Genomic DNA, 23,978 nt, shown 5'->3' with positions numbered 1-23,978 from the left:
CGATATTGGATTCCAACAATGGACCTGACCCCACGCGAAAAAGACAAGCTGCTGATCTTCACCGCCGGCCTCGTCGCCGAGCGCCGACTGGCTCGCGGTGTGAAGCTCAACTACCCGGAAGCCATGGCCTACATCTCCGCCGCGCTGCTCGAAGGCGCCCGTGACGGCCGGACCGTGGCCGAGCTGATGCACTTCGGCACCACCCTGCTTTCCCGCGAACAAGTGATGGAAGGCATCCCGGAAATGATCCCGGAGATCCAGGTCGAAGCGACGTTTCCCGACGGCACCAAACTGGTGACCGTCCACCAACCGATCGTCTGAGGCCGCGCCATGACTTACAGCATTCGCGATGCGCTGCACGCCGACCTGCCGGCGATCCGCGACATCTACAACGACGCCGTGCTCAACACCACGGCGATCTGGAACGAATCCGCCGTGGACCTCGGCAACCGTCAGGCGTGGTTCAGCGCCCGTCAGTCGCAGGCCTATCCGATTCTGGTGATCTGCGACATCGACAACAGCGTGCTCGGCTACGCTTCGTTCGGTGACTGGCGGCCATTCGACGGCTTCCGCCACACCGTCGAGCATTCGGTTTACGTGCGCAGCGACCAACGCGGCAACGGTCTTGGCCCGCGACTGATGACGGCGCTGATCGAGCGGGCAAAAACCTGCGGCAAGCACGTGATGGTGGCCGCCATCGAAAGCGGCAACGCCGCCTCTATTCGTCTGCATGAACGTGCCGGTTTCATCATCACCGGACAGATGCCGCAAGTCGGCACCAAGTTCGGCCGCTGGCTCGATCTGACCTTCATGCAACTGACCCTCAACCCTGGCGCGGAGCCGCCCGAAGCCAACAAGGAGTGACACTGATGAACGCCGCCCAACTGCGCCGCGTCAACGCTGAAAGTTTTGCGCACTATCGTCAGGGCCTGATCGATCTGTTGCTCGATGCGGTGGGCTATGGCGCGAGTGTCGGCTTCATGGCCGACCTCGACGCCGCCCAGGCCCGCGCCTACTTCGATGACGTTCAGGACAACGTCAACAAGGGCAGCGTATTGCTCTGGGTGGTGGTCAAGGACGAGCAGGTGCTGGCCAGCGTGCAACTGGGGCTGTGCCAAAAGGCCAACGGTCTCAATCGCGCCGAGGTGCAGAAACTGCTGGTGCGTGAACACGCCCGTCGTCGCGGCCTCGGCCAACAATTGATGCATGCGCTGGAACTGGAAGCGCCCAAGCACAAGCGCGGCATGCTCTTCCTCGACACCGAGGCCGGCTCCCCCGCTGAAGATTTCTATAAAGCCCTGGGTTACACCCGCGCCGGCGAAATACCCGACTACGCCTGCGACCCGAACGGCACCTATCGACCGACCGCCCTCTACTACAAGATTCTGCAAGGAGCCCAGTGATGATTCCCGGTGAATACCAGATCCAGCCCGGCGACATCGAACTCAACGTCGGCCGCCGCACCGTCAGCCTGAAAGTCGCCAACAGCGGCGACCGGCCGATCCAGGTGGGTTCGCACTATCACTTTTTCGAAACCAACGACGCGCTGACCTTTGATCGCGCGGCCAGCCGTGGCATGCGTCTGAATATTCCGGCCGGCACGGCGGTACGCTTCGAGCCGGGGCAGAGCCGCGAGGTTGAGCTGGTGGATTACGCCGGGCATCGACGGGTGTTCGGCTTTGCCGGGCGGGTCATGGGTGATCTCTGAATTGCGTGCGCACCGCTGCCCCTCACCCCAGCCCTCTCCCGAGGGAGAGGGAGCCGATTTGGGGGCTTTTCAGATCCTGAGCTCGACTCACTATTTCAGGTCGATGCCTGTCGAAAGATACCCACGGTCAGTCCCCTCTCCCTCAGGGAGAGGGCTAGGGTGAGGGTCGACGGCTCGCCACTATTTTCCTGAAGGACGCAGCATGAAAATTTCCAGACAAGCCTACGCCGACATGTTCGGCCCCACCGTCGGCGACAAGGTGCGCCTGGCCGATACCGAGCTGTGGATCGAAGTCGAAAAAGACTTCACCACCTACGGCGAAGAAGTGAAATTCGGCGGTGGTAAAGTCATCCGCGACGGCCAGGGCCAGAGTCAACTGCTCGCCGCCGAAGTGGTCGACACACTGATCACCAATGCGCTGATCATCGACCACTGGGGCATCGTCAAAGCCGACGTCGGCCTCAAGGACGGGCGCATCGCCGCGATCGGCAAGGCCGGCAACCCGGACGTGCAGCCCAACGTGAATATTGCCATCGGCGCCAGCACCGAAGTGATCGCCGGCGAAGGCATGATCCTCACCGCTGGCGGCATCGACACGCACATTCACTTCATCTGCCCGCAGCAGATCGAAGAAGCGCTGATGAGTGGCGTCACCACCATGATCGGCGGCGGCACCGGACCCGCCACCGGCACCAACGCCACCACCTGCACCTCGGGCCCATGGCATCTGGCGCGCATGCTCCAGGCCGCCGATGCCTTCCCGATGAACATCGGCCTCACCGGCAAGGGCAACGCCAGCCTGCCGGAGCCGCTGATCGAACAGGTCAAGGCCGGCGCCATCGGCCTTAAGTTGCACGAAGACTGGGGCACCACCCCGGCGAGCATCGACAACTGCCTGAACGTGGCCGACCAGTACGACGTACAAGTGGCGATCCACACCGACACGCTCAATGAGTCGGGGTTCGTCGAAACCACCCTCGGCGCCTTCAAGGGCCGCACCATCCACACCTATCACACCGAAGGTGCCGGTGGCGGTCATGCGCCGGACATCATAAAGGCCTGCGGGTTTGCCAACGTGCTGCCGAGTTCGACCAACCCGACCCGGCCGTTCACCCGCAACACCATCGACGAACACCTCGACATGCTGATGGTCTGCCACCACCTCGACCCGAGCATTGCCGAAGACGTGGCATTCGCCGAGAGCCGCATCCGCCGCGAGACGATTGCCGCTGAAGACATCCTTCACGACCTCGGTGCGTTCTCGATGATCAGTTCCGACAGCCAGGCCATGGGCCGCGTCGGCGAAGTCATCACGCGCACCTGGCAGACCGCCGACAAGATGAAAAAGCAGCGCGGCCCCCTGCCCCAGGACGGTGAAGGCAACGACAACTTCCGCGCCAAGCGCTACATCGCCAAATACACGATCAACCCGGCGATCACTCATGGCATCAGCCATGAAGTGGGCTCGATCGAAGTAGGGAAATGGGCGGACCTGGTGCTGTGGCGCCCGGCGTTTTTTGGCGTGAAGCCGACGCTGATCCTCAAGGGTGGCGCCATTGCCGCCAGCTTGATGGGCGATGCCAACGCATCGATTCCGACACCGCAACCGGTGCACTACCGCCCGATGTTTGCCAGTTATGGCGGTTCGCTGCACGCTACCAGCCTGACCTTTATCAGTCAGGCCGCGCAGGAAGCCGGGTTGCCGGAAACGCTGGGGCTGAAGAAGAAAATCGCGGTGGTCAAAGGTTGCCGCGAGGTGCAGAAAACCGATTTGATCCACAACGATTACCTGCCGAACATCGATGTCGATCCGCAGACTTACCAGGTCAAGGCCGACGGCGTGTTGCTGTGGTGCGAACCGGCAGACACCCTGCCGATGGCTCAGCGCTATTTCCTGTTCTGACCTCAACGCAATAAAACAGGCCCCGATACCGTGCCCTGCAGCACGGTCTCGGGGCCTTTTTGATGGCGGTAGAAAACCACCGCACAAACGGTCGTGTATTTCCCGCCAAAGGGACTAATATTCGATTCGCTTCACTATTTTCAGGGACCGCCCATGCGTCTTTCCGAGTTCATCGTGGCCAACATCGACCCTATCGTCGATGAGTGGGAACAGTTTGCCGCTACCATTACCCCGGCCGCCGACCATCTGGACTCCACCGCGCTGCGCGATCACGCCAGCGAAATTCTGCGGGCCGCCGCTCGCGACATGAACAAACCGCAGAGCCCCGCCGAACAGGCTGCCAAAGCCAAGGGCGAAGGCCCGGAGAAAACCCCAAGCCTGGACGAGGCCGGCGCCAGCCATGGCGAGTTGCGCCACACCGTGGGTTTTGATCTGGTGCAGATGACCAGTGAATTCCGCCATCTGCGGGCCTGTGTGATTCGCCTGTGGGTCAACAGCCTGCAATCCCCTGACGTCGCCTATTTCCAGGACATGATCCGCTTCAACGAAGCCATCGACGAAGCCCTGGCCGAATCGACCGCCGCCTATGCCGAACAGGTCAACCGTTCGCGCGACATCTTCCTTGCCATCCTTGGCCATGACCTGCGCGCGCCGCTGCAAGCGGTGAGCATGTCCACCGAATTGCTGCTGCGCAAAACCCGTCTGGAAGGCGATGCCCTGACGTGCGCCCTCAATATCAAACGTGGCGCACGACACATGGCGGCCATGGTCAGCGACTTGCTGGAACTGGTGCGCAGTCGTCTGGGCAGAAGCCTGCCGATCGAGCCGGCGCCGATGGACATGGCCGACGCGACGCGGGCAGCGATTGCCGAGGCTTGCGCGGGCAATCCGGAATGCGATCCGACGCTGACTGTAGAAGGCGATACCAGGGGAACATGGGATGCCGGGCGCATCGATCAACTGCTGCAAAACCTGATTGGCAATGCCTTGCAGCACGGTTCAAACCAGCACGACGTGACCGTGAGCCTCAGCGCAGAAGGCGATAGCGTGTGCCTTACGGTGCATAACTTCGGCACACCGATTCCCGAAGAAGCAGTCGGTACGATCTTCGACCCGCTGGTGCGCAGCGCCGACGAACAGCTCGGGCAGCCTTCTACCAGCCTCGGTTTGGGGTTGTTTATCGTCAAGGAAGTAGTCATCGCCCATGGCGGGACAATCGAAGTCAGCTCGAACGCGGCTGACGGGACGCTGTTCAGTGTGGTGTTGCCCAGAAAGGTTTAAGCAGATAAACCGAGGGGAATTCATCGCTGGCAAGCCAGCTCCCACAGGGTTCTGCGTCGGTTGCAAAATATGCATTCGACGCGATACTTGTGGGAGCTGGCTTGCCAGCGAAGAGGCCCTTCAGTGCAAACTGTAAACAACGGTAAAACTACTCGACCACCAGCCGCCCCAATCGCTGGCGCAACATACGGTTCTCGGCCCGCAGTTCCTTCACTTCTTCCAGCAGATTCAACGCCAGGGCGACGCCTTCCCACTCCAGATCCAGGTCGCGCCGCAGCTTGGCGGCGCGTTTGGCCAGAGTCAGCTCGTAATCGGTGAAACGCCATTCCCGGGGCTGCGCGCCCTGAGGTTCGAGGATGCCGTGTTCGACGATTTCGATCACGTAGACGTCCGACAAATCGGCTGCCTCACAGAATTCTGCCATGTCCAGTTGAACGATCAGGGGGCTGCTCATGATGGGCTACTCCGTCGCTGGGTTCAGAAGTTCTCTCGCGGATTGAAGGCGGCTTTTTTCGCCAGTTCCTGCCACAACGCCTTGACGTCATCGTCCGCTGCTTTCGGCATCACGGCCTTGAGCTGCACGAACAGATAACCGCGCTCGCCGGCCTTGTTTTTCAGACCATGGCCCTTGGCGCGCATGCGCTGACCGTTCTGACTGCCGGCCGGAACCTTGAGGTTGATCTTGCCGGACAGGGTCGGCACGGCCACTTCAGCGCCCAACGCCAACTCCCACGGTGCCAGCGGCAACGTAATGATCAGGTTTTCGCCTTCGACATCGAACTTCGGATGCGGCGCGAAACGAATGGTCAGGTACAGATCGCCATTCGCCCCGCCACCTGCGCCAGGTGCGCCCTGACCTTTGAGGCGGATGCGCTCGCCGTCGGTCACGCCCGCCGGGATCTTCACGTTCAGGCTCTTGCTGGTGTTGCTGACGTGCTGGCCGTTGGCGTTGTATTGCGGCACCTGAAAGGTGACCTTCTTCGATTCGTTCGAGAGCGTTTCCTCGAGGAAGATCGGCAGTTCCATTTCCACGTCTTGCCCTCGGCGCCCTGCACTGCGTTGTTGCCGACCTTCACCGCCACCGAAACCGGGGCCGCGATTGCCGAAGATCGAACTGAAGAAGTCCGAGAAGTCGCCGGTGTCGCCACCGCCGCCGCCAAAACCGCCCCGGCTCTGCCAGCCCGGTGGCCCCTGGAACGGCTGACCGTGCTGGCCATAGCGGCGCAGCTCGTCGTATTCGGCACGTTTGTCGGCGCTTTTCAGCGCTTCATAGGCTTCCGAGGCGTCCTTGAACTTGGCCTCGGCGTCCTTTTCCTTGCTGACATCGGGGTGGTATTTGCGCGCCAGCTTGCGATAGGCAGCCTTGATTGCCTTGTCGTCTGCTGTCGGCTCCACGCCGAGTATCTTGTAATAGTCTTTGAAGTCCATTGAAGGAATCACCGTCCGTTATCGATTTCGCGCCGATGCCAGCATGCGCCGATTCGCGCATGCCGGGTTGACCGATCTCAAACTTGTGACCGGGTGGCGCAGCAGAAGTTTATCGGCAGTGGGCGACGGTTCTTGCGACCGCCGGTATGTCTGCCGGCCCATGCCAGCAAGTTTGGGGCGAAGCTGCGAGTTTCAACCCAGTCTAGTCGCGAAATAGCTGATGACCGGCCTTCGAATCTGCCGCGCACTGACATACACTGCGCGGCCGTTTTTTGACCGGAACCCGAAAGACATGAATAACGCCTCTCCAGCCCGTGCCTGCGGCATCGACTTCGGCACCTCCAACTCCACCGTCGGCTGGCTGCGCCCTGGCATGGAAACGATGATCGCGCTGGAAGACGACAAGATCACCCTGCCGTCGGTGGTCTTTTTCAACATCGAGGAGCGCCGCCCGGTCTACGGTCGCCTGGCGCTGCACGAATACCTGGAGGGCTACGAAGGCCGGCTGATGCGCTCGCTCAAGAGCCTGCTCGGCTCCAAGCTGATCAAGCACGACACCAGCGTTCTCGGCACGGCAATGCCGTTCAAGGACTTGCTCGGCCTGTTTATCGGCCAGCTCAAGAGCCGCGCCGAAACTGCCGCCGGTCGGGAATTCGAACAAGTGGTGCTGGGGCGTCCGGTGTTCTTCGTCGATGACGATCCGCTGGCCGACCAGGAAGCCGAAGACACCTTGGTGGAAGTGGCACGCAAGATCGGTTTCAAGGACGTGTCGTTCCAGTACGAACCGATTGCCGCAGCATTCGACTACGAGTCGACCATCGAAAAGGAAGAGCTGGTACTGATCGTCGACATCGGCGGTGGTACATCCGACTTCTCGCTGGTGCGCCTTTCGCCCGAGCGTCGCGGTGTGGAAAACCGCCACGACGACATCCTCGCCACGGGCGGCGTACACATCGGCGGGACCGACTTCGACAAACAACTGAGCCTGCAAGGCCTGATGCCGCTGTTCGGCTACGGCAGTCGCATGAAAAGCGGCGCCTACATGCCAACCAGCCACCACATGAACCTGGCGACCTGGCACACGATCAACTCGGTGTACTCGCAGAAATCCAGCCTGGCGCTGGGCAGCATGCGCTACGACATCGAAGACACCGGCGGCATCGATCGCCTGTTCAAGTTGATCGAACAACGCGCCGGCCACTGGCTGGCGATGGAAGTGGAAGAAACCAAGATCCAGCTGACCCACGCCGACAGCCGCCATGTGCCGCTGGATCGGATCGAACCCGGGTTGAGCGTGGAACTGACGCGGGCGCTGTTTGAATCGGCGATTGATGCATTGCTGGAGCGCGTGCGCGGCAGCGTCACGCAGTTGTTGAACGACGCGAATGTGTCAGTGGCTCAGGTCGATACAGTGTTCTTCACCGGTGGTTCCAGCGGCATCCCGGCCCTGCGCAACAGCGTTTCGGCGATGTTGCCGAATGCGCGGCATGTCGAAGGGAATATCTTCGGCAGCATTGGCAGCGGTCTGGCGATTGAGGCGATGAAGCGTTACGGCGCAATGGCCTGACCCAGAATCGGCGGCGCGCCCTTCGCGAGCCTGCTCGCGAAGAGGCCAGCTCAATCACTACAAATTCTGAATCAAACCATCCCGCCCAGCTTCAACTCACTCTTCAGATACGCATAGTAAATCGGCCCTGCCACTACCCCCGGCAGGCCGAATGCGGCCTCGAACACCAGCATCGCCAGCAGCAACTCCCACGACTTCGCACTGATCTGCCCGCCAACAATGCGCGCATTGAGAAAGTATTCGAGCTTGTGGATAAAAATCAGATACCCCAACGCCGCCAACGCCACCCAGATCGACAGCGACAGGCCGACGATGGTGATCAGCGTGTTCGATATCAGGTTGCCGATCACCGGCAACAGGCCGAGCAGGAAGGTCAGGACGATCAGGGTCTTGGTCAGCGGCAGATGGATGCCGAACATCGGCAGGATCAACGCCAGAAAGATCCCGGTGAAGAAGGTGTTGAGCAGGGAAATCTTGATCTGCGCGAAAACGATGTTACGAAACGCCTGCACCAGCAGGTGCAGGCGATCGAACAAAGCGGCGGCCAGCGGCTTGCGTTTGGTGACATCCGGTATGCGCTGCAGGGCAATGATTGCGCCGAGCACCATGCCGATCAACAGCGTCACGAACATGTGCGCCGCGTCCTTGCCCACCAGTTGCAGGTCGGCCAGGTGCTTGCTCGCCCATTCGCCAATCGCTACGCGAAATTCCGCGGCACTGGCCGGCAGATAAGCGTCGATGAACGGCGGCAACTGACCGCGCGCGCGGTCGACCACTCCCATGAATTTGTCGAGGGAAGCCCCGGGATTTTCCGCTTCGTGCAGGAGGAAACTGATGGCGCCGGCGAAGATCAGCGCCAGCACACTGACCACCAGCGTGCCCAGCAGCGCCACCGCCAGCCAGCGCGCGCGCCGGCCTTCGATCAGCCGTTGCAGTTGCGGAGTGAGCATGTTGACCAGCTCGAACACCAGCAACCCCGCCAGCAGGCTGGGCAACAAGCGCAGCGGGAGCACCAGCAGCAAACCGCCGAAAATAATGATGCAACTGACCCAGAACACAACATGACGCTCAGAAAACGTTGGCATACAGCCTCAAAACGAACGGCGTAAAAGGATTGGCAGTCTGCCAGCGATCCGGGGGGAGCACTAGGGATATGCGGTGTTTGCAGCCCTCACCCTAGCCCTCTCCCAGAGGGAGAGGGAACTGATCGGGGGATGCTGAGGATATCCGGCGACCTGAAAGAGCTGATTGAATCCATAATCAACAGCTTTGTTCTGGTCGACGAATGTCTTGAGACAACGCGGTCAGTCCCCTCTCCCTCCGGGAGAGGGTTAGGGTGAGGGCGAATCTCAAGACGGACTCAAAAAACTCAGGCAGTACGCGAACCCGTTTATTTTTTCTTCAGGCATTCACTCATGAACGTCTTGCGCGCATCACCGGCCAGCGCCTTGGTTTTCGCATCGGCATTACACGTTTTCATCTTTTCCTGCTGCGGGGTCAGGGCCTTGGCGTCGTTGGCTGCCGGCGCTGCCTTGAGGCAGGTGCTCATGAAGGTTTTGCGCTCATCGCCTTTCAGACTCTTGGCGGTCGCATCGGCATTGCAGGTGGTCATTTTGTTCTGTTGCGCCGTGGCGGCGAAACCTTGGGAACACAGGAGCAAACCAATCATCAACAAAGGGACACGCAACATCTTCATGGAGTTTTCTCCTTGTCGCCGCTTCGATGGAGGCGGCCTCTTCGGCAGTGTAGCCAAATCTTGTTACACCTTCCTGCCTTCCAGGTGGCTGCGGCGGTACTGCTCCGGCGTGCAGCCCGCCTGACGGGCAAACATGGCGATAAAAGCCGAGCCGCTGCTGTAACCCAGGTCGAAAGCGATCTCCTGCACACTGCGCGAAGTTTCCAGCGCTTCGATCGCGGCGAGATAGCGCAGGCGCTGGCGCCACTCGCCGAAACTCATCCCCAGCTCGCGCACGAATTGCCGCGCCAGCGTGCGCTCGCTGACATGCACCTGCGCCGCCCAGTGCGCCAGCGGTTGATTGTTGCCAGGCTCAGCCTGCAACGCTTCGAGGATCGCCAGTAACCCGGGATGGCTCGCATAGGGCAGATAACACTCATGCACCGGTGCCTGTTGCAGTTGATCGACCAACACCTGGGCAAGACGCTGATCGGCATCGAGTTCGGGGATTTTCACGTCGCGGGCGGCGAAGTCTTTGAGAATCGCCTTGAGGATGTCGCTGATCGCCAACGTGCAGGCGCGCGCCGGCAATTCGGCACAGACCTTGGGATCGAGACACACCGCACGATAGTTGACCGGTTGATGGCTGTAGAAACTGTGCTCGACCTGCGGCGGCACCCAGACTGCGTATTGCGGCGGCGACATGAAACGACTGCCGTCGACGTCCATGTGCAGCACGCCATGGGCCGCGTATTCCAGCGTGCCCCACGGATGACGGTGGGGCGCGGCGAATTCGTGGGCGTTGAAGTCGGCGTAGCGGAAGTACACCGCCGACGGCAGTTCGCTGAAATCCAGCAGATCGATGTGTTTACTGTTCATGCTGTCCGGTTTCAGAGGCAGGTTGTCCGGTTCGAAGTATAGGCCTGCATCCAGACAAGGGATAATCGCGCTTCATCAACGTAATGGTTTCAACGCATGCAATACGCTTTTCCTCTGCTGGCGATTTTTATCTGGGCCGGCAACACCGTGATCAACAAACTCGCGGTCGGTGCGATCTTCCCCGCCGAGATCGGTTTTTACCGCTGGCTGCTGGCGGGTCTGTTGTTCACGCCGTTCATGCTCAAACAAGTGATCGCGCACTGGCCGCAAATTCGCCCGAACCTGGGCAAGATTTTCGTCCTCGGCGTGCTCGGCATGGCGGTTTATCAGAGCCTGGCCTACTTCGCCGCGACCCTGACCACCGCCACCAATATGGGCATCATCCTGTCGCTGATGCCATTGATGTCGCTGGCCATGGCGATCATCAGCCTCGGCCAGCGCCTGACAGCCGGTGCGCTGATTGGTGCGGTGTTCTCGTTCGCCGGCGTGCTGGTGGTGGTGTCGTCCGGCAGCTTCGGCGCGCTGTTGCAACACGGGGTGAACCTGGGTGACGCGATGATGCTGATTGCCACGCTGGCCTACGCGATTTACAGCACATTGCTGAAAAAATGGCAGCTGCGCCTGCCGCCGTTGGTGTTGCTGTACTTGCAGGTGCTGGTGGCGATTGTGGTGTTGTTTCCGCTGTATGCCACTTCGCCGAAAACCGGGCTGACCCTGCAGAATATTCCGCTGGTGCTGTACGCGTGTCTGCTGGCTTCGATGCTCGCGCCATTGGCGTGGATGCAGGCGGTGCAGCGCCTGGGGCCGAGCCGGACGACATTGTTCTTCAATCTGCTGCCGTTGATTACGGCGCTGATTGCGGCGGTGGTGTTGAAAGAACAACTGGCGATGTATCACCTGGTCGGCGGCTTGTTGACCTTGGGTGGGGTGATTTTGTCTGAGCGCTGGACGACGGTGCTGAGCCGCAGAGTGAGCGTTGCCTGATCCGGCCTGTGGTGAGGGGATTTATCCCCGATGGGTCGCGAAGCGGCCCCTCTCTTCATCCAATAACTGGGGCTGCTGCGCAGCCCATCGGGGATAAATCCCCTCGCCACAAAAGCACAGTCAGACCCCGGCTGCTTTAAGCCGCGCCGCATGCTCGACAAACAGCCGCACCGGATCGGCGCCCTTGCCCACCAGCCCCAGCGACTGGTTGACGATGTCGAAATGATCCAGCGGATAGTCATCGCCAATCACCGTGCCCAAGTGCGAACTGTAACGCCCGACCATGCCATCGCACTGCCCAGGTTCACGCACGAATGTCTTGGCGAACAACCGGCAACTGCGATTGGTCCCGTCAAACAGATTGCCGCCACGATCCGTCTTGCCCGGCTGCAACGTCCCCGACCACGAGTAATACCTCACGCCGTTGACCTCTTCCGGCCCATGCCCGCCCCAGGTTTCGGGCAGGCCTTGTGGATAACGCTGGTTGAACAGCGCCACACCTTCAAAGGTCAGCGATTGGTGCGAGGCGTGGATATCCACCGGCAGTTTTGGCCCGTGATAGCCGGTCTCCAACAACGCCATCAACCAGCCGACACAGCGCAGCAATGCCTCAAGGATTCGGCCCTTGGCGCTGTCCGCCGGGTAGTGCTTTTGCAGATAGTCGGCCAGTTCGGAACCGTGATTAGGCCCGGCGACCGACGTCACCGAAGCCACCAGATCCGGGCGTCTCGCCGCGGCATAACGCGCCGTCAGCGAGCCTTGGCTATGACCGAACAGATTGACCTTGGCCGCGCCGGTTTCGCGCAGGATCTCCTCGATCCGTGTCAGCAATTGCTCGCCACGCACCTCGGTCGAATTCAACGGCGACACCTGCACGGCAATCACCGTCGCACCACCACGGCGCAACGCGCCGATGATCCCGTACCAATATGGATAGAGAACGAGCCGGATAAACCCGAGCATTCCTGGCACCAGCACCAGTGGATAACGCGTACGCGAGGCGTGCGACATGGGCAAACATCCTTGTGGTCGGTGAATGGATGCAAGGCGTGCAAAACGCCCGCCAAGCATCCTCCCTGAACATGACAACTCGATGAGCAGCCTACTTCAGCCCCACCACCCCCGCCACAATCAGGCCTACCGACAGCAGTTTGACCAGCGTCAGGCTCTCGCCGAGCAAGGCAAAGCCGAGAAACACTGTGCCCAGCGAACCGATGGCGGTCCAGATCGGATAGGCGATACTCACCGGCAATTCACGCATGGCCAATGTCAGGAAGTATATCCCGCCGACCGCAGCGACCACGGTGATCATCGACGGCCAGAGCCGGGTGAACCCTTCCGCGTACTTCATGCCCATGGCGAAGGTCACTTCAAACCCCGCGGCGATCAGCAGGAACAGCCAGGCCACCTAGAACGCCCGGGCGAGGTCGAGCAAACGCTGCTCGGCCTCGGCCACCGACACCGCGAAGGTGCGTTCGGCAGACTCCTCACCCTCGGCCGCGACTACCGTGACGTCGTTGATGCCGATAAATCCCAGCGCCGTGCGCAGCCATGGATCGGCGTGGTTCAAAGCCTCTAGCTCACCCCCGGGACCGAAGCCGAAACCGCCGCGACTGGTGACGATCAAGGCTTTCTTGCCCTGCAACAGCGGCGTGTACTGGGCAATGCCGTTGTCCAGCGTGTGGTCAAACGTCAGGCCCAGCCGCACGATCTGATCGACCCAGGCCTTGAGGCCACTGGGCACGCTGAAGTTATACATCGGCGTGGAAATCAGCAGCAGGTCGTGGTCGAACAACTCGCCGACCAGTTGATCGCTTAGCGCCAGATCGGCCTGCATCGACAATGGTCGCGCCTCGGGTTCCGGGTAAAACGCCGCCGCGACGAAGGCCTCGTTGACCGCTGGAATCAGCGCCCGACCAACTTCACGCCGAGTTACCTGAGCCTGCGGATGGCGCACTTGCCAGGCACTGAGAAAACCTTCCGCCAAGCGCCGCGAATAGGAGCGATCGCCACGGGGGCTGGCATGAAGTGCAAGAATCCTGTTCATCTATAAATCCTCCGGACTAGAATCAACCTGCTTGTGGCTTGCAGCTTGAGGCGCGTCACGGCATCTCTTCAAATGAACAGAAATCAGTCTGGATGAGTTTATTTCACCCATGGAGTAACAAATGTTCGCCTCGCTGCCGCTAACCGCCCTGCGCGCCTTCGAATCCGCCTCGCGCTTGCTGAGTTTCAAGGCTGCCGCTGAAGAACTGTCGGTGACACCCACAGCGATTTCCCATCAGATCCGAGCGCTGGAGGACTGGTTGGGCGTCGCGCTGTTCGAACGCCTGCCGCGACAGGTACGCCTGACCGAGGGCGGTGAACGGTTGTTCCGCAGTCTGCACGGCGCCTTGCTGGAAGTGGCGCAAAGCGTCGACACCCTGCGCCCGCAACGCAGCGGCAGCAGCCTGACGCTGTCGACCACCGCCGCGTTCGCTGCGCTGTGGCTGGTGCCGCGACTGGGGCGGTTTTATGCGAAACACCCCAACATCAACGTGCGTCTCGACACCCATTGCGAAGTGATCGATCTGCATCAGGACGCCAGTGTCGATCTGGTGCTGCGCTACAGCCTCGATGACTACCCGAATCTGTATGGCCTCTGCCTGTTCGATGAATCGTTCGGCGTGTACGGCTCGCCGGAGCAAGTGGCACTGGCCGCACGCCGCACACCGACCTTGATCAGCGTGCACTGGCACAACTCCAAGCTGTATGCCCACGGCTGGGAAGCCTGGTGCGCCAAGTCCGGCGAGAACTGGCTGAATCAACATCCGGCGATCCGCGAATACGACGAAGAGCATTACGCCCTGCAAGCCGCGATTGCCGGGCAAGGGCTGGTACTGGCGAGCAATATTCTGGTCTCGGAGAGCGTCGCCAGCGGTTTGCTGGTGCCGTACAAGAGCGAGGTTCAGGTCGATGGGGCCGGCTACAGTGCGTTGTGTGTGCCGGGGCGCGAGCGGCATCCGCCGGTGCGCGCATTTTTTGCGTGGTTGCGCGACGAAGCGCAGCTTTCAGGGTTGGCGCCGAGGTTGCCGAAAATCCCGTAAAACTTTTTGCATCGCTCAAGACTCACAACCTGGGTAGGCGATCACGTCAGTAGAGCGTGACGCCAATCGGATTAGCCTCCAGGAGACTGAAATGAGCGACCTGCATTTATCTGATGTTCAAACCCTGCGCGAGCGCGCACGACAACACGTGGAAAACGGTGCGGTGACCGAGGGTTACAGCGCCAACCGTGAAGAGGTGCTGCGCTTGCTCAATGAATCGCTGGCCACTGAACTGGTCTGCGTGTTGCGCTACAAGCGCCACTACTTCATGGCCAACGGCCTGAAAGCCCACGTGGCCGCTGAAGAGTTTCTCGAACACGCCACCCAGGAAGCCGAGCACGCCGACCGCCTGGCCGAGCGCATTGTGCAACTGGGCGGCGAACCGGAGTTCAACCCCGACCTGCTGTCGAAAATGTCCCATGCGCAATATGTCGCGGGGAACACTTTGAAAGAGATGGTCTACGAAGACCTCGTGGCCGAGCGGATCGCCATCGACAGCTACCGCGAGATCATTCAGTACATCGGCGAGAAAGACCCGACCACTCGACGCATCTTCGAAGACATCCTGGCGCAGGAAGAAGAGCATGCCGATGACATGGCCGACATCCTCAACGACCTCTAAACCTTAAACGCAAAAGATCGCAGCCTGCGGCAGCTCCTACACTGATCTCTGTAGGAGCTGCCGCAGGCTGCGATCTTTTGATCTGCTGTTACTTGCTTGGCTTGACGGTCACCGGCGCCTTGCCCGCCTTCATCTGCTCCAGCAGCGGCGCACACTGATTGGGTTCCCCACCACTCGGTGCCACCAGCGCCAGCAGCCCGGCCGCCGGTGCGGCAATCACACCCAGCGCTACCATCCCCGCCCCGCGCAGCAACAACGGCACGGCTTTCACGCCCGCGTCCGGCTTGATGAATTTGCCGCGCACGTACAGTGGCGAACGCAGGGATATCAAACGCCAGCCTTTGGATTCCGGCGTCACCGTCAGGTCCAATTGCTCGGTGGCCATGTTCGCCGTGCCGTCGATGTAGATGATCGCGTTCTCGGTATCGAAGACAAACAGCCGCGTGGTCGCCAAACCCGTCTTGATGTCGAAGTCCGCCGCCGCGCAATTGATCTTCACTTCCTTGTCGCCAAAGATCTTGCCGATCACATAGTTACCGACGTTAAGCCCCGCCAGCTCCATCAGCTCACGGCTGATCGCACCGTCGTTGATCAGCATCTTCAGATTGCCATTCGCACCGCCCAGCAGCTTGGCCACCGAGTTACCGCGACCGGTGATATCCGCATCGCCGTTCAGCTCGCCGAAACTGGTTTTCATCGGTTCGAAAGTCGGGAACAGCTCCTTGAGCTTGAATCTGCGCGCCGTCAGTTTGGCCCGGCCTTCCAGCGGTTCGGTGCGACCGTTGAGGCGGATCTGCGCGTCCAGATTGCCGCCAGCCACGCCAAAGCGCAGCGGCTCCAGGCTGAGCTCGCCGTCGTTGAGTTTCAGGTGGGTATAAAGGTCGGTGAATGGCAGCTTTTCACTGTGGACGATGCGCTTGCCGGTGAATTCGACATCGGCGTCCATTGCGCGCCAGCGGTCAGTCTTGAACTCTTCTACCGGCAGCACTTTGTCAGCCGGTTGCTTGCTCTCACCGCCACGGGCCTTTTGTTTGTCGTTCGAATCAGCACCGATCAATGGTGCGAGGTCGGCGAACAGCAGTTGATTGGACAACAGCGCGCCGCTGAGTTTTGGCCGTGGCTGGCTGGCGACATAGGTCAGGTCACCATGGATGTCGCTGCCGCCGATCTTGCCGTTGAATTTTTCATAGGTGAATTTCGCGCCAGCCTCGTCATGCAGCTTGGCGATCAGGTGGCCATCGGTGGAGTACGGTGGCGTGTCCGGCAGGGTCACGCCGGTCAGCGGGTAGAGATTGCCAAGGCTGGCACCGGCCAGCTTCAGTCGCAGGTCGAGGGCGCCGAGGTTGCGCGGATCGGTGAGGGTGCCGGCCAGTTCAATGCGGGTGTCACCGATTTTCGCTTGAGCCTGCAGCGGGAACGGTTTGCTCGCATCCTGCAAGGCCAACAGGCCGCCGATCTTGCCTTGGCCGGTCAGATTCTGGCCGTGATACTGACCTTTAACCTTTAATGCGAAGGCATAGTCCTGCGGTGCGCCGCCCTTGTCCTGCGCAGTTTTCGCTGCTTTGTCACCGACGATTTCGCTGAACGGAATCGGTTTGCCCAGCGGATCGATCAGCACATCGAGATTGGTCTTGAGCGTCTGGTCATCGAGGGTAACGTGGCCCTTGTCGAACTTGATGGCGCCGATGTCGACAACCCAGTTCGACGGCTCGGCATTCGGGTCCTTGGGATCGAACTTGAACGTCCAGTTGGCGCGGCCATCGGCCAGACGCTGCAATTCGGCGTTGGGTTCGGTCAGGTCAATACGCGGGATCACCACCCGTTGCGCCAGCAATGCCAGCGGCGAGATGCGCAGCTCAACGCGCTTGAGCGTGACCATCTGCGGTTTCTTAGACCAATCCGGATTACCCAGGCTCAAATCCTCGGCGACCACGTGCGGCCACGGCACCCAGGCGCGCCAACCGCCCTCCTCCGGCTCGCGCTGCCAGATCACTGCGAGGTTGCCGTTGATGGCAAACGGTCGGTGCAGTTCTTCCGAGACTTTGGCGTTGAGCGGCGGTTTGATCCGGTTCCAGTCGAAGAACACGATGATCAGCACCAGTACGGCCAGTAGCAATAAGAGGATGGCGAAGGTCCAGCTGAAGATTTTTCCAGTGCGCGTCATGCACAAAGCTCCTGATCACGACCGCGCGCCGAAAACGCGGCGCACAGCTGAAACGGCGAGCCAAAGCGGCCCATATGAAATCTGTGACTGGCGAAAGGCCCGCAGGTTTAATCAAAAGGCAGATTAAGACGCAAAAAACCGCGCGCAATCTGACCAATCGGTCGAACAGCGTTACCGCCCCCGCACTTTTGCGAAGCGCGAGTGGGTCGAAAATACCCACTACGGTGCAAAAGCATCCCTCTGAAAGGCCCGTTCTAGAGCCTCTCCGCAGAACAATCAATTCTGTTGATTATTACCATTGCGTTTATGAACTTTTATATCGACTTATCGAGAGTAGCATTGCCCTCGTACCCACTTTATCGCCCTCCCAAGGAGCAACCCATCATGAAACGCCAATTACTGCTCAGCCTTACCCTGTCGATGCTTGCCAGCACTGCTTTTGCCCTGCCCGCTGCCGACCAGGCTACTCCGCAAGTAAAAGACAGCCACTCGGTGTTCAGCCAAACCCTCGCCGAAGACGGGTATGACAAAACCCCACAAGGTCAGACCCTGGCTGAAGATGGTTACGACAAAACCCCACAAGGTCAGTCGTTAGCAGAAAACGGCCGTAATCGTCTGGAAGAAAAAGGTCTGGTCGAAGACGGCTACGATAAAACTCCACAAGGTCAGGCTGTCGCCGAAAACGGTCGTAACCGCTTGGAAGAAAAAGGTCTGGTCGAAGACGGCTACGATAAAACCCCACAAGGCCAAGCTGTTGCCGAAGGTGGTGGTGACCGTGTCATCGAACGCAACAGCGCTTTGAGCTAAGCCCATGGCGGCCCTGAAAAAAAGCCCAATCCCCGGATTGGGCTTTTGACTTTTCAGCCGCTGCTATTAATAAGTCGCTGTTTCCCCGCTGCATCCCCCCGCTGCCGTTCGACGCCGTTAAAGCCGATTTGCTAGAGTGCTGCGCTTGTCCTGCCGAAGAAAACACCTTGCGATGCTGCCCCGCGCCGAACAGAAACAACAGACCCGCAACGCCCTGATGGATGCTGCCCGCCACTTGATGGAAAGCGGCCGAGGATTCGGCAGCCTCAGCCTGCGCGAAGTGACGAAAACCGCCGGCATCGTGCCCACCGGTTTCTATCGGCATTTTGCCGATATGGATGAACTCGGTCTGGTGCTGGTCAGCGAAGTCGGCCAGACCTTCCGCGAAACCATCCGCCTGGTACGCCACAACGAATTCGTCATGGGCGGCATCATTGATGCGTCGGTGCGGATCTTTCTCGATGTGGTCAGCGCCAACCGTTCGCAGTTTTTATTTCTCGCTCGCGAGCAATACGGCGGCTCGCTGCCGGTGCGCCAGGCGATTGGCCGTTTGCGTGAGAACATCAGCTCCGACCTTGCGGCCGACCTGACAATGATGCCCAAGCTTCAGCATCTGGACGCGGCCGGGTTGAGCGTGGTGGCGGATCTGATCGTCAAATCGGTGTTTGCCACCCTGCCGGACATCATCGACCCGCCGGCCGAAGCCTTGCCTGAGCATTTGACCCCGCAAGCAAAGATCACCCAGCAATTGCGCTTCATCTTTATCGGGCTCAAGCATTGGCAAGGGCTCGGTAGTACCGAATAAAGATCAAAAGATCGCAGCCTTCGGCAGCGCCTACAGAGAACAAGGTAGGAGCTGCCGAAGGCTGCGATCTTCTTTGTGCGCCGCAAATTGGTGCATGAAAAATTCTTAACGCACCAAAACCTCTCAAATCCCCGCAACATTCCGAAACATCTACTACGATCCGACAGGGATTTCCTACATCTCGTCCGATTGGCAAGCCCCTTGCTCTAGCCTGAGTATTGTCCACTGCTGGAAGCTTTCCGATGCTGGTGATTCATCGCAGAATCGACCCTCAACCTGTCTGGGCCGCCGAGTTGCACCTGACCTTCGAAGCACGGAGCAAAAGCCGTTTGCGCTGTTTCAGTGCCGAGAATGAAGACGTCGGGTTGTTTTTGGAGCGCGGTCAGCCGCCGTTGTATGACGGCGAATGTTTAAAGGCTGAGGACGGCCGAATCGTCCGTGTCTGCGCCCGCCCCGAGCAACTGCTGCACGTCACTTGCGCCAACGCTTTCGAATTGACCCGCGCCGCGTATCACTTGGGCAATCGCCACGTCGCCCTGCAAGTCGGCGATGGCTGGCTGCGGTTGCTCGACGATTACGTGCTCAAAGCCATGCTTGAACAGCTTGGCGCGCAGGTCGAAGCCATTGAAGCACCGTTCCAGCCGGAACACGGTGCCTACGGCGGCGGCCATCACCATTCACGTCACGGCGACGAAGACTTCAACTACGCGCCCAAACTCCATCAGTTCGGCGTACGCCTGTGAATCCGGCCTGGGCGCTGCTGCGCCTGGCCAGTCCGCAATTGCCGATTGGCGGCTACAGCTATTCCCAAAGTCTGGAAATGGCGGTGGATAACGGTCGCGTGAACAACCCGGACAGCGCCCGCCGCTGGATCGGCGATCAATTGCTGCTCAACCTCGCCCGCTTCGAAGCGCCGCTGCTGCTTGCCCATTGCCAAGCCGCTGCCGAGGAAAAATGGGACGACTTGCTGCGCATCTGCGAAACCCACCGTGCCAGCCGCGAAACCCGCGAGCTGCATCTGGAGAGTCGGCAGATGGGCTATTCGTTGCAGCAACTGCTCAACGGCTTGCCCGAACTCGACGCACCAGCACGCCACTTTCTCGATCAATGCGCCGAACCGCACCTGGCACTTGGTTGGGCACTGGCGGCCCGCGCCTGGGGCATCACTCCGCAGGACGCCCTCGCCGCGTGGCTGTGGAGCTGGCTGGAAAACCAGCTCGCCGTCCTGATGAAAACCCTGCCACTGGGCCAGCAAGCCGCCCAGCGCCTGACCAGCGAACTGCTGCCGCTGCTGCAACAAGCCCAGCAGGACGCCACCCGAATCAACCCCGAACACATCGGCAGTGCCGCGTTCGGTCTGTCCCTGGCGTGCATGGCCCATGAGCGCCAGTACAGCCGCCTGTTCCGTTCCTAGGGCCTGTTATTTTGGAGAAGCATATGAACACACAACCTCTGCGCGTCGGCATCGGCGGCCCGGTCGGTTCCGGCAAAACCGCGTTGACCCTGGCCCTGTGTCTGGCGCTGCGCGAGCGCTACAACCTCGCCGTGGTGACCAACGACATCTACACCCGCGAGGACGCGGACTTTCTGGTGCGCAACGAAGCGCTGGCACCGGAACGCATCATCGGCGTGGAAACCGGTGGCTGTCCGCATACGGCAATCCGCGAAGACGCCTCGATCAACCTCGAAGCGGTGGATCAATTGAACCGGCGCTTTCCGGGGCTGGATCTGATTCTGGTGGAGTCCGGCGGTGACAACCTGTCGGCGACCTTCAGCCCGGAATTGTCCGACCTGACCATCTACGTGATCGACGTTTCTGCCGGCGACAAGCTGCCGCGCAAGGGCGGGCCGGGTATTTGCAAGTCTGACCTGCTGGTGATCAACAAGATCGACCTGGCGCCGCTGGTCGGTGCCTCGCTGGAGATGATGGACAGCGACACAAAACGCATGCGCAACGGCAAGCCGTTCGTGTTCAGCAACCAGAAAACCGGCCAGGGCCTGGAAGACATCATCGCCTTCATCGAACGACAGGGCCTGCTGACCGCAGCCTGATTCACTTATCAACAAGGAAGCTTATCCATGACACTCAAACGCATTCTTGGCGCAGTCGCACTGTTGCTGACCCCGGCACTGGCCTTCGCTCACCCCGGGCATGGGGACAGCGGTTTGATCGCCGGGATCAGCCACCCGATCGGTGGCCTTGATCATTTGCTGGCGATGATTGCCGTCGGTTTGTGGGCAGCGCAGCAGCAAGGTGCGGCGCGCTGGGCGCTGCCGTGCACCTTCGTCGGCACCATGTTGATGGGCGGCATGCTGGGTTTTGAAGGGCTGGAGTTGCCGGCGCTGGAAAGCGGGATTGCCGCGTCGGTGCTGGCGCTCGGCCTGGCCGTTGCGTTGGCGGTGCGTCCGCCACTGGTGATGGCGGTGGCGGCAACAGCGTTGTTTGCGTTGTTCCATGGTGTCGCGCATGGCCTGGAGTTGCCGGACATGTCCAGCCCTTGGGCGTATGCCGCAGGATTTGTGGCGGCGACCGCTGCGCTGCATGCTGCAGGTTATGCGGTGGTACGTTTCCTTCCTCAGGCTGCTGCGCCGCTGGTGCGACTGGCGGGTGCGGCTTCGGCAGTGACTGGCGCATGGCTGCTGGCCGGCTGATCTCTGTCGCCTGATACGGCCCCTTCGCGAGCAGGCTCGCTCCCACATCGGAATGCATTCTCCTGTGGGAGCGAGCCTGCTCGCGAAGGCGGACTGACAGACACAACCTCTCTCTAACCGGTCTCTCTGCTACCATGTCGCGCAATCGCCCCAGCCGTGACGACGTCCGCCCATGCCCCACGCTTCTCGCTCCAAATCCCTGCCTGAATTGACCGCCCTGTTCAGTGAGGTGCAACAGCACTTTTTGAACGTGATCGTGCCGCTATGGCAAGGCCCGGGCTGGAACGCCGACATGGCGCTGCCTTACGAGGCGCTGGACGCCACGCATCAACCATTGCCACCACAACGCTATCGGGCGATGGCCTGCGCGCGGCAGCTCTATCTGTTTTCCAGCCTGATCGACGTTGTGGATAACGCAGAAGTCCGTGCGGCAGCGCTGTTCCGCTCCCTGCAACGGCATTTCCATGATGCCGAGCATGGCGGCTGGTTCTACAGCATCGATGCGCAGGGCAAACCGCTGGATGAGCGCAAGGATCTCTACACCCACGCTTTCATCCTGTTTGCCTGCGCGCATTACTGGGAAAAATCCCGCGAGCCGCTGGTGGAATCGACGCTGAACGCCGCGCTGGAAGTCATCGGCCGACGCTTTGCCACCGGTGATGGCCTGTACGAGGCCTGCCTGAATCGAGACTGGAACACGCTGGAAACCGGCCCGTTGCAAAATCCGTTGATGCATCTGGCCGAAGCCTTCCTCGCCACCCTTGCCGTACGCGAAGACGCGGCAACGCAACAGGCCCTCAACGAGTTATGCACAGCGATGCACAAGCGCTTCGTCGACCCGCAACATGGCGTGTTGATGGAGAAACCGTTGGGGGCTGTGGATAACTGGTACGAGCCGGGGCATCAGTTCGAGTGGTATTTCCTGCTGGAATCGTCACCGCTATTGCGCGGGTCGAAACTGCATACGGCGCTGGACAAGGCCTTCGCGTTTACCGAGCAGTTCGGCGTGGTACAGCCGTCCGGCGCGGTGCGGGCGATGCTTGATCTGGAGATGGACGGACGCCCGAGAGATTCGACCCAGCGGATCTGGGCTCAGGCTGAATACCTGCGCGCGCTAACGTTGCGCCCGGACAGTGAAGCCGTGGTGCTGCATCAGTTGCAGGCGCTGCAACAGCGTTTTCTGCATGCCGGTGGCTGGTATGAGTGCCGCGATGAGCAGGGTGAGATCAGCCGCAAGGACATGCCGTCGACGACGCCGTATCACTTGGCGACTTGCTACAGCGGCCTGGCTGAATATCTTCGCTGATTTCATGGCAATTGAGATTGATCGTGGCGAGGGGATTTATCCCCGATGGGCTGCACAGCGGCCCCGCTCTTTTCAGGGCGGCTTCGCGCCCCATCGGGGATAAATCCCCTCACCACAACAGGGTTCAACTTAGAACCGGGTTACCTCAGGCAATCCACTTCTTGTCACCGGTAAAGCTGATGGTCAACCAGCGCGCCGCATCCGGCGTGCCCAGCTTCGCCGAAATCCCCTCGCGCAATGCATCCAGCTGACCGACACTGCTCAACGCATAATCCGCCGGCAACACCACATGAATCTCGATAAACCGCGCCCGCCCGTGTTTCTGCACGTAGGACACGTAATCATCGAAACCATGTTCGACCTTCGCCGCTTCCATCACCTGACGAACCTGTTCATCAAGGGTATCCGGCGCAATCCCGAGCACATCGCGCAACGCCGGGCGAAGAATCTTGAACGCCGGAGTCAGCATGGTCAGCGCCAGCACGATCAGGATCAGCGGATCGACAAACTTCGCCCACTCGCCATAGCCCTGGGACTTGAGCAGCAGCGCTGCAAGGAAACTGATCAACAGACCGACCGACAGCATCGCGTCCACGAGCCAACTGATGTTGTCGAACTGGATCAGGCTGGATTTGAGCTTGCGATTGCGCCGACGCACATAGAAGAAGTAGGCGAATTCAACAACGGTAAACACTGCCGCATAGATGATCACCAGACCCAACTCGATCTCGCGACCGCCGTTGATGATGCCGAATACGCCGTTGAGAAACGCATAGATGGCGATCAACAGCAGGAAACTCCCTTCGATCAGCAGCACCATTGGCTCCAGATGCCAGAAACCGAACTGGAAGCGGTGATTGCTTTGTTTGGCGATCAGCTTGGCGGTGATCAGCATCAGGACTTTGATGAACGTTGCAATCAGCGAGAAAAAACCATCGAACAGGATGGATTGGGAACCAGATACAAAACCGGTGACGATCCCGGCGATCGCCACGGCGAACATCAGGATGGTCGATTGTTTGAGCAGCGACTGCTCACCTCGGTTACTCACTTTAACTCCTCGAAAAACCTTGAAAACCGCAGGGTGCGGTGGGGTTGTTACGAGAGGAGT

At 60.2% G+C, this 23,978-nt stretch carries 27 protein-coding genes; 17 read left to right on the top strand and 10 right to left on the bottom strand.

What is annotated here, in order from left to right:
• Positions 1-18: 18 nt before the first annotated feature.
• The 6 genes from ureA (at position 19) to ACA043_RS02945 (ending at position 4,892) form a co-directional block, all read left to right on the top strand.
• Positions 19-321, top strand: coding sequence for an urease subunit gamma (ureA, locus tag ACA043_RS02970; protein WP_008085431.1), 303 nt, complete (start codon positions 19-21; stop codon positions 319-321).
• A gap of 9 nt (positions 322-330) precedes the next feature.
• Positions 331-864: a GNAT family N-acetyltransferase gene (locus ACA043_RS02965; RefSeq protein WP_489880673.1), complete on the top strand. Its 534-nt coding sequence runs from the start codon at positions 331-333 to the stop codon at positions 862-864.
• Positions 865-869: 5 nt separating this feature from the next.
• The gene (locus ACA043_RS02960; RefSeq protein WP_401265943.1) at positions 870-1,403 is read left to right on the top strand and encodes a GNAT family N-acetyltransferase; all 534 of its coding nucleotides are present in this window, start codon (positions 870-872) and stop codon (positions 1,401-1,403) included.
• Complete coding sequence (locus ACA043_RS02955) at positions 1,403-1,708, top strand: urease subunit beta (RefSeq protein WP_007915947.1); 306 nt, start codon at positions 1,403-1,405, stop codon at positions 1,706-1,708. Before ACA043_RS02960 ends, ACA043_RS02955 begins: the two co-directional genes overlap by 1 nt.
• Before the next feature lie 202 nt (positions 1,709-1,910).
• Positions 1,911-3,611 (top strand): urease subunit alpha, encoded by a 1,701-nt coding sequence (gene ureC, locus ACA043_RS02950; protein WP_401265940.1) that lies wholly within the window; start codon positions 1,911-1,913, stop codon positions 3,609-3,611.
• A 153-nt stretch (positions 3,612-3,764) separates the two neighbouring features.
• The gene (locus ACA043_RS02945) at positions 3,765-4,892 is read left to right on the top strand and encodes an ATP-binding protein (protein ID WP_489880674.1); all 1,128 of its coding nucleotides are present in this window, start codon (positions 3,765-3,767) and stop codon (positions 4,890-4,892) included.
• Between the two features lie 148 nt (positions 4,893-5,040).
• On the opposite strand, the gene ACA043_RS02940 is transcribed toward ACA043_RS02945, so the two are convergent.
• A complete protein-coding gene (locus ACA043_RS02940; protein WP_401265935.1) occupies positions 5,041-5,346 on the bottom strand; it encodes a chaperone modulator CbpM in 306 nt (101 codons plus the stop codon).
• Between the two features lie 23 nt (positions 5,347-5,369).
• Positions 5,370-6,320, bottom strand: a complete 951-nt coding sequence (locus ACA043_RS02935; RefSeq protein WP_497658585.1) for a DnaJ C-terminal domain-containing protein — start codon at positions 6,318-6,320, stop codon at positions 5,370-5,372.
• A gap of 292 nt (positions 6,321-6,612) precedes the next feature.
• Here ACA043_RS02935 and ACA043_RS02930 point away from each other — a divergent pair, with 292 nt between their 5' ends.
• A complete protein-coding gene (locus ACA043_RS02930) occupies positions 6,613-7,887 on the top strand; it encodes an Hsp70 family protein (RefSeq protein WP_187678557.1) in 1,275 nt (424 codons plus the stop codon).
• A 71-nt stretch (positions 7,888-7,958) separates the two neighbouring features.
• Here the strand turns inward: ACA043_RS02930 and ACA043_RS02925 are convergent, their stop codons facing one another.
• From ACA043_RS02925 to ACA043_RS02915, 3 genes are all read right to left on the bottom strand, one after another.
• Positions 7,959-8,972, bottom strand: a complete 1,014-nt coding sequence (locus tag ACA043_RS02925) for an AI-2E family transporter (protein ID WP_489880675.1) — start codon at positions 8,970-8,972, stop codon at positions 7,959-7,961.
• 305 nt (positions 8,973-9,277) lie between these two features.
• Positions 9,278-9,583 (bottom strand): PsiF family protein, encoded by a 306-nt coding sequence (locus ACA043_RS02920; RefSeq protein WP_187678558.1) that lies wholly within the window; start codon positions 9,581-9,583, stop codon positions 9,278-9,280.
• A 63-nt stretch (positions 9,584-9,646) separates the two neighbouring features.
• A complete protein-coding gene (locus ACA043_RS02915) occupies positions 9,647-10,441 on the bottom strand; it encodes an AraC family transcriptional regulator (RefSeq protein ID WP_497658584.1) in 795 nt (264 codons plus the stop codon).
• Positions 10,442-10,537: 96 nt separating this feature from the next.
• Between ACA043_RS02915 and ACA043_RS02910 the strand changes: the two genes are divergently transcribed.
• A complete protein-coding gene (locus tag ACA043_RS02910; RefSeq protein ID WP_497658583.1) occupies positions 10,538-11,425 on the top strand; it encodes a DMT family transporter in 888 nt (295 codons plus the stop codon).
• Between the two features lie 120 nt (positions 11,426-11,545).
• Here ACA043_RS02910 and ACA043_RS02905 read toward each other — a convergent pair whose 3' ends face one another.
• From ACA043_RS02905 to ACA043_RS02895, 3 genes are all read right to left on the bottom strand, one after another.
• Positions 11,546-12,436, bottom strand: a complete 891-nt coding sequence (locus ACA043_RS02905) for an alpha/beta fold hydrolase (RefSeq protein ID WP_497658582.1) — start codon at positions 12,434-12,436, stop codon at positions 11,546-11,548.
• 91 nt (positions 12,437-12,527) lie between these two features.
• Positions 12,528-12,833, bottom strand: a complete 306-nt coding sequence (locus ACA043_RS02900) for a DMT family transporter (RefSeq protein WP_401265926.1) — start codon at positions 12,831-12,833, stop codon at positions 12,528-12,530.
• Entirely contained in the window at positions 12,834-13,472 is a 639-nt protein-coding gene (locus tag ACA043_RS02895; RefSeq protein ID WP_497658581.1) for an FMN-dependent NADH-azoreductase, read from the bottom strand.
• A gap of 121 nt (positions 13,473-13,593) precedes the next feature.
• Between ACA043_RS02895 and ACA043_RS02890 the strand changes: the two genes are divergently transcribed.
• Both ACA043_RS02890 and ACA043_RS02885 read left to right on the top strand, forming a co-directional pair.
• On the top strand, positions 13,594-14,511 hold the full coding sequence (locus tag ACA043_RS02890; RefSeq protein WP_489880678.1) for a LysR substrate-binding domain-containing protein: 918 nt from the start codon (positions 13,594-13,596) through the stop codon (positions 14,509-14,511).
• Between the two features lie 91 nt (positions 14,512-14,602).
• The gene (locus ACA043_RS02885; RefSeq protein WP_187678565.1) at positions 14,603-15,133 is read left to right on the top strand and encodes a ferritin-like domain-containing protein; all 531 of its coding nucleotides are present in this window, start codon (positions 14,603-14,605) and stop codon (positions 15,131-15,133) included.
• An 88-nt stretch (positions 15,134-15,221) separates the two neighbouring features.
• Here the strand turns inward: ACA043_RS02885 and ACA043_RS02880 are convergent, their stop codons facing one another.
• Positions 15,222-17,297 carry an AsmA family protein gene (locus tag ACA043_RS02880; protein ID WP_497658580.1) on the bottom strand — a complete coding sequence of 692 codons (2,076 nt, stop codon included), beginning with the start codon at positions 17,295-17,297 and terminating at the stop codon, positions 15,222-15,224.
• Between the two features lie 384 nt (positions 17,298-17,681).
• On the opposite strand from ACA043_RS02880, the gene ACA043_RS02875 reads away from it, so the two are divergent.
• From ACA043_RS02875 to ACA043_RS02845, 7 genes are all read left to right on the top strand, one after another.
• Positions 17,682-18,104: a hypothetical protein gene (locus ACA043_RS02875; protein ID WP_401265913.1), complete on the top strand. Its 423-nt coding sequence runs from the start codon at positions 17,682-17,684 to the stop codon at positions 18,102-18,104.
• Between the two features lie 172 nt (positions 18,105-18,276).
• Positions 18,277-18,909, top strand: coding sequence for a TetR family transcriptional regulator (locus ACA043_RS02870; protein WP_123530830.1), 633 nt, complete (start codon positions 18,277-18,279; stop codon positions 18,907-18,909).
• Between the two features lie 242 nt (positions 18,910-19,151).
• On the top strand, positions 19,152-19,652 hold the full coding sequence (gene ureE / locus ACA043_RS02865; RefSeq protein ID WP_497658579.1) for an urease accessory protein UreE: 501 nt from the start codon (positions 19,152-19,154) through the stop codon (positions 19,650-19,652).
• Positions 19,649-20,323, top strand: coding sequence for an urease accessory protein UreF (locus ACA043_RS02860; protein ID WP_497658578.1), 675 nt, complete (start codon positions 19,649-19,651; stop codon positions 20,321-20,323). Before ureE ends, ACA043_RS02860 begins: the two co-directional genes overlap by 4 nt.
• 23 nt (positions 20,324-20,346) lie before the next feature.
• Positions 20,347-20,961: an urease accessory protein UreG gene (gene ureG / locus ACA043_RS02855; protein ID WP_187678571.1), complete on the top strand. Its 615-nt coding sequence runs from the start codon at positions 20,347-20,349 to the stop codon at positions 20,959-20,961.
• 27 nt (positions 20,962-20,988) lie between these two features.
• Complete coding sequence (locus tag ACA043_RS02850; RefSeq protein WP_187678572.1) at positions 20,989-21,561, top strand: HupE/UreJ family protein; 573 nt, start codon at positions 20,989-20,991, stop codon at positions 21,559-21,561.
• A 172-nt stretch (positions 21,562-21,733) separates the two neighbouring features.
• Positions 21,734-22,867, top strand: coding sequence for an AGE family epimerase/isomerase (locus tag ACA043_RS02845; RefSeq protein WP_497658577.1), 1,134 nt, complete (start codon positions 21,734-21,736; stop codon positions 22,865-22,867).
• A 145-nt stretch (positions 22,868-23,012) separates the two neighbouring features.
• On the opposite strand, the gene ACA043_RS02840 is transcribed toward ACA043_RS02845, so the two are convergent.
• Complete coding sequence (locus ACA043_RS02840) at positions 23,013-23,918, bottom strand: cation diffusion facilitator family transporter (RefSeq protein ID WP_489881501.1); 906 nt, start codon at positions 23,916-23,918, stop codon at positions 23,013-23,015.
• Positions 23,919-23,978 lie beyond the last annotated feature (60 nt).

The organism is Pseudomonas sp. LBUM1648, from assembly GCF_059716145.1.
This window is presented reverse-complemented; position numbering and strand designations above follow the sequence as displayed.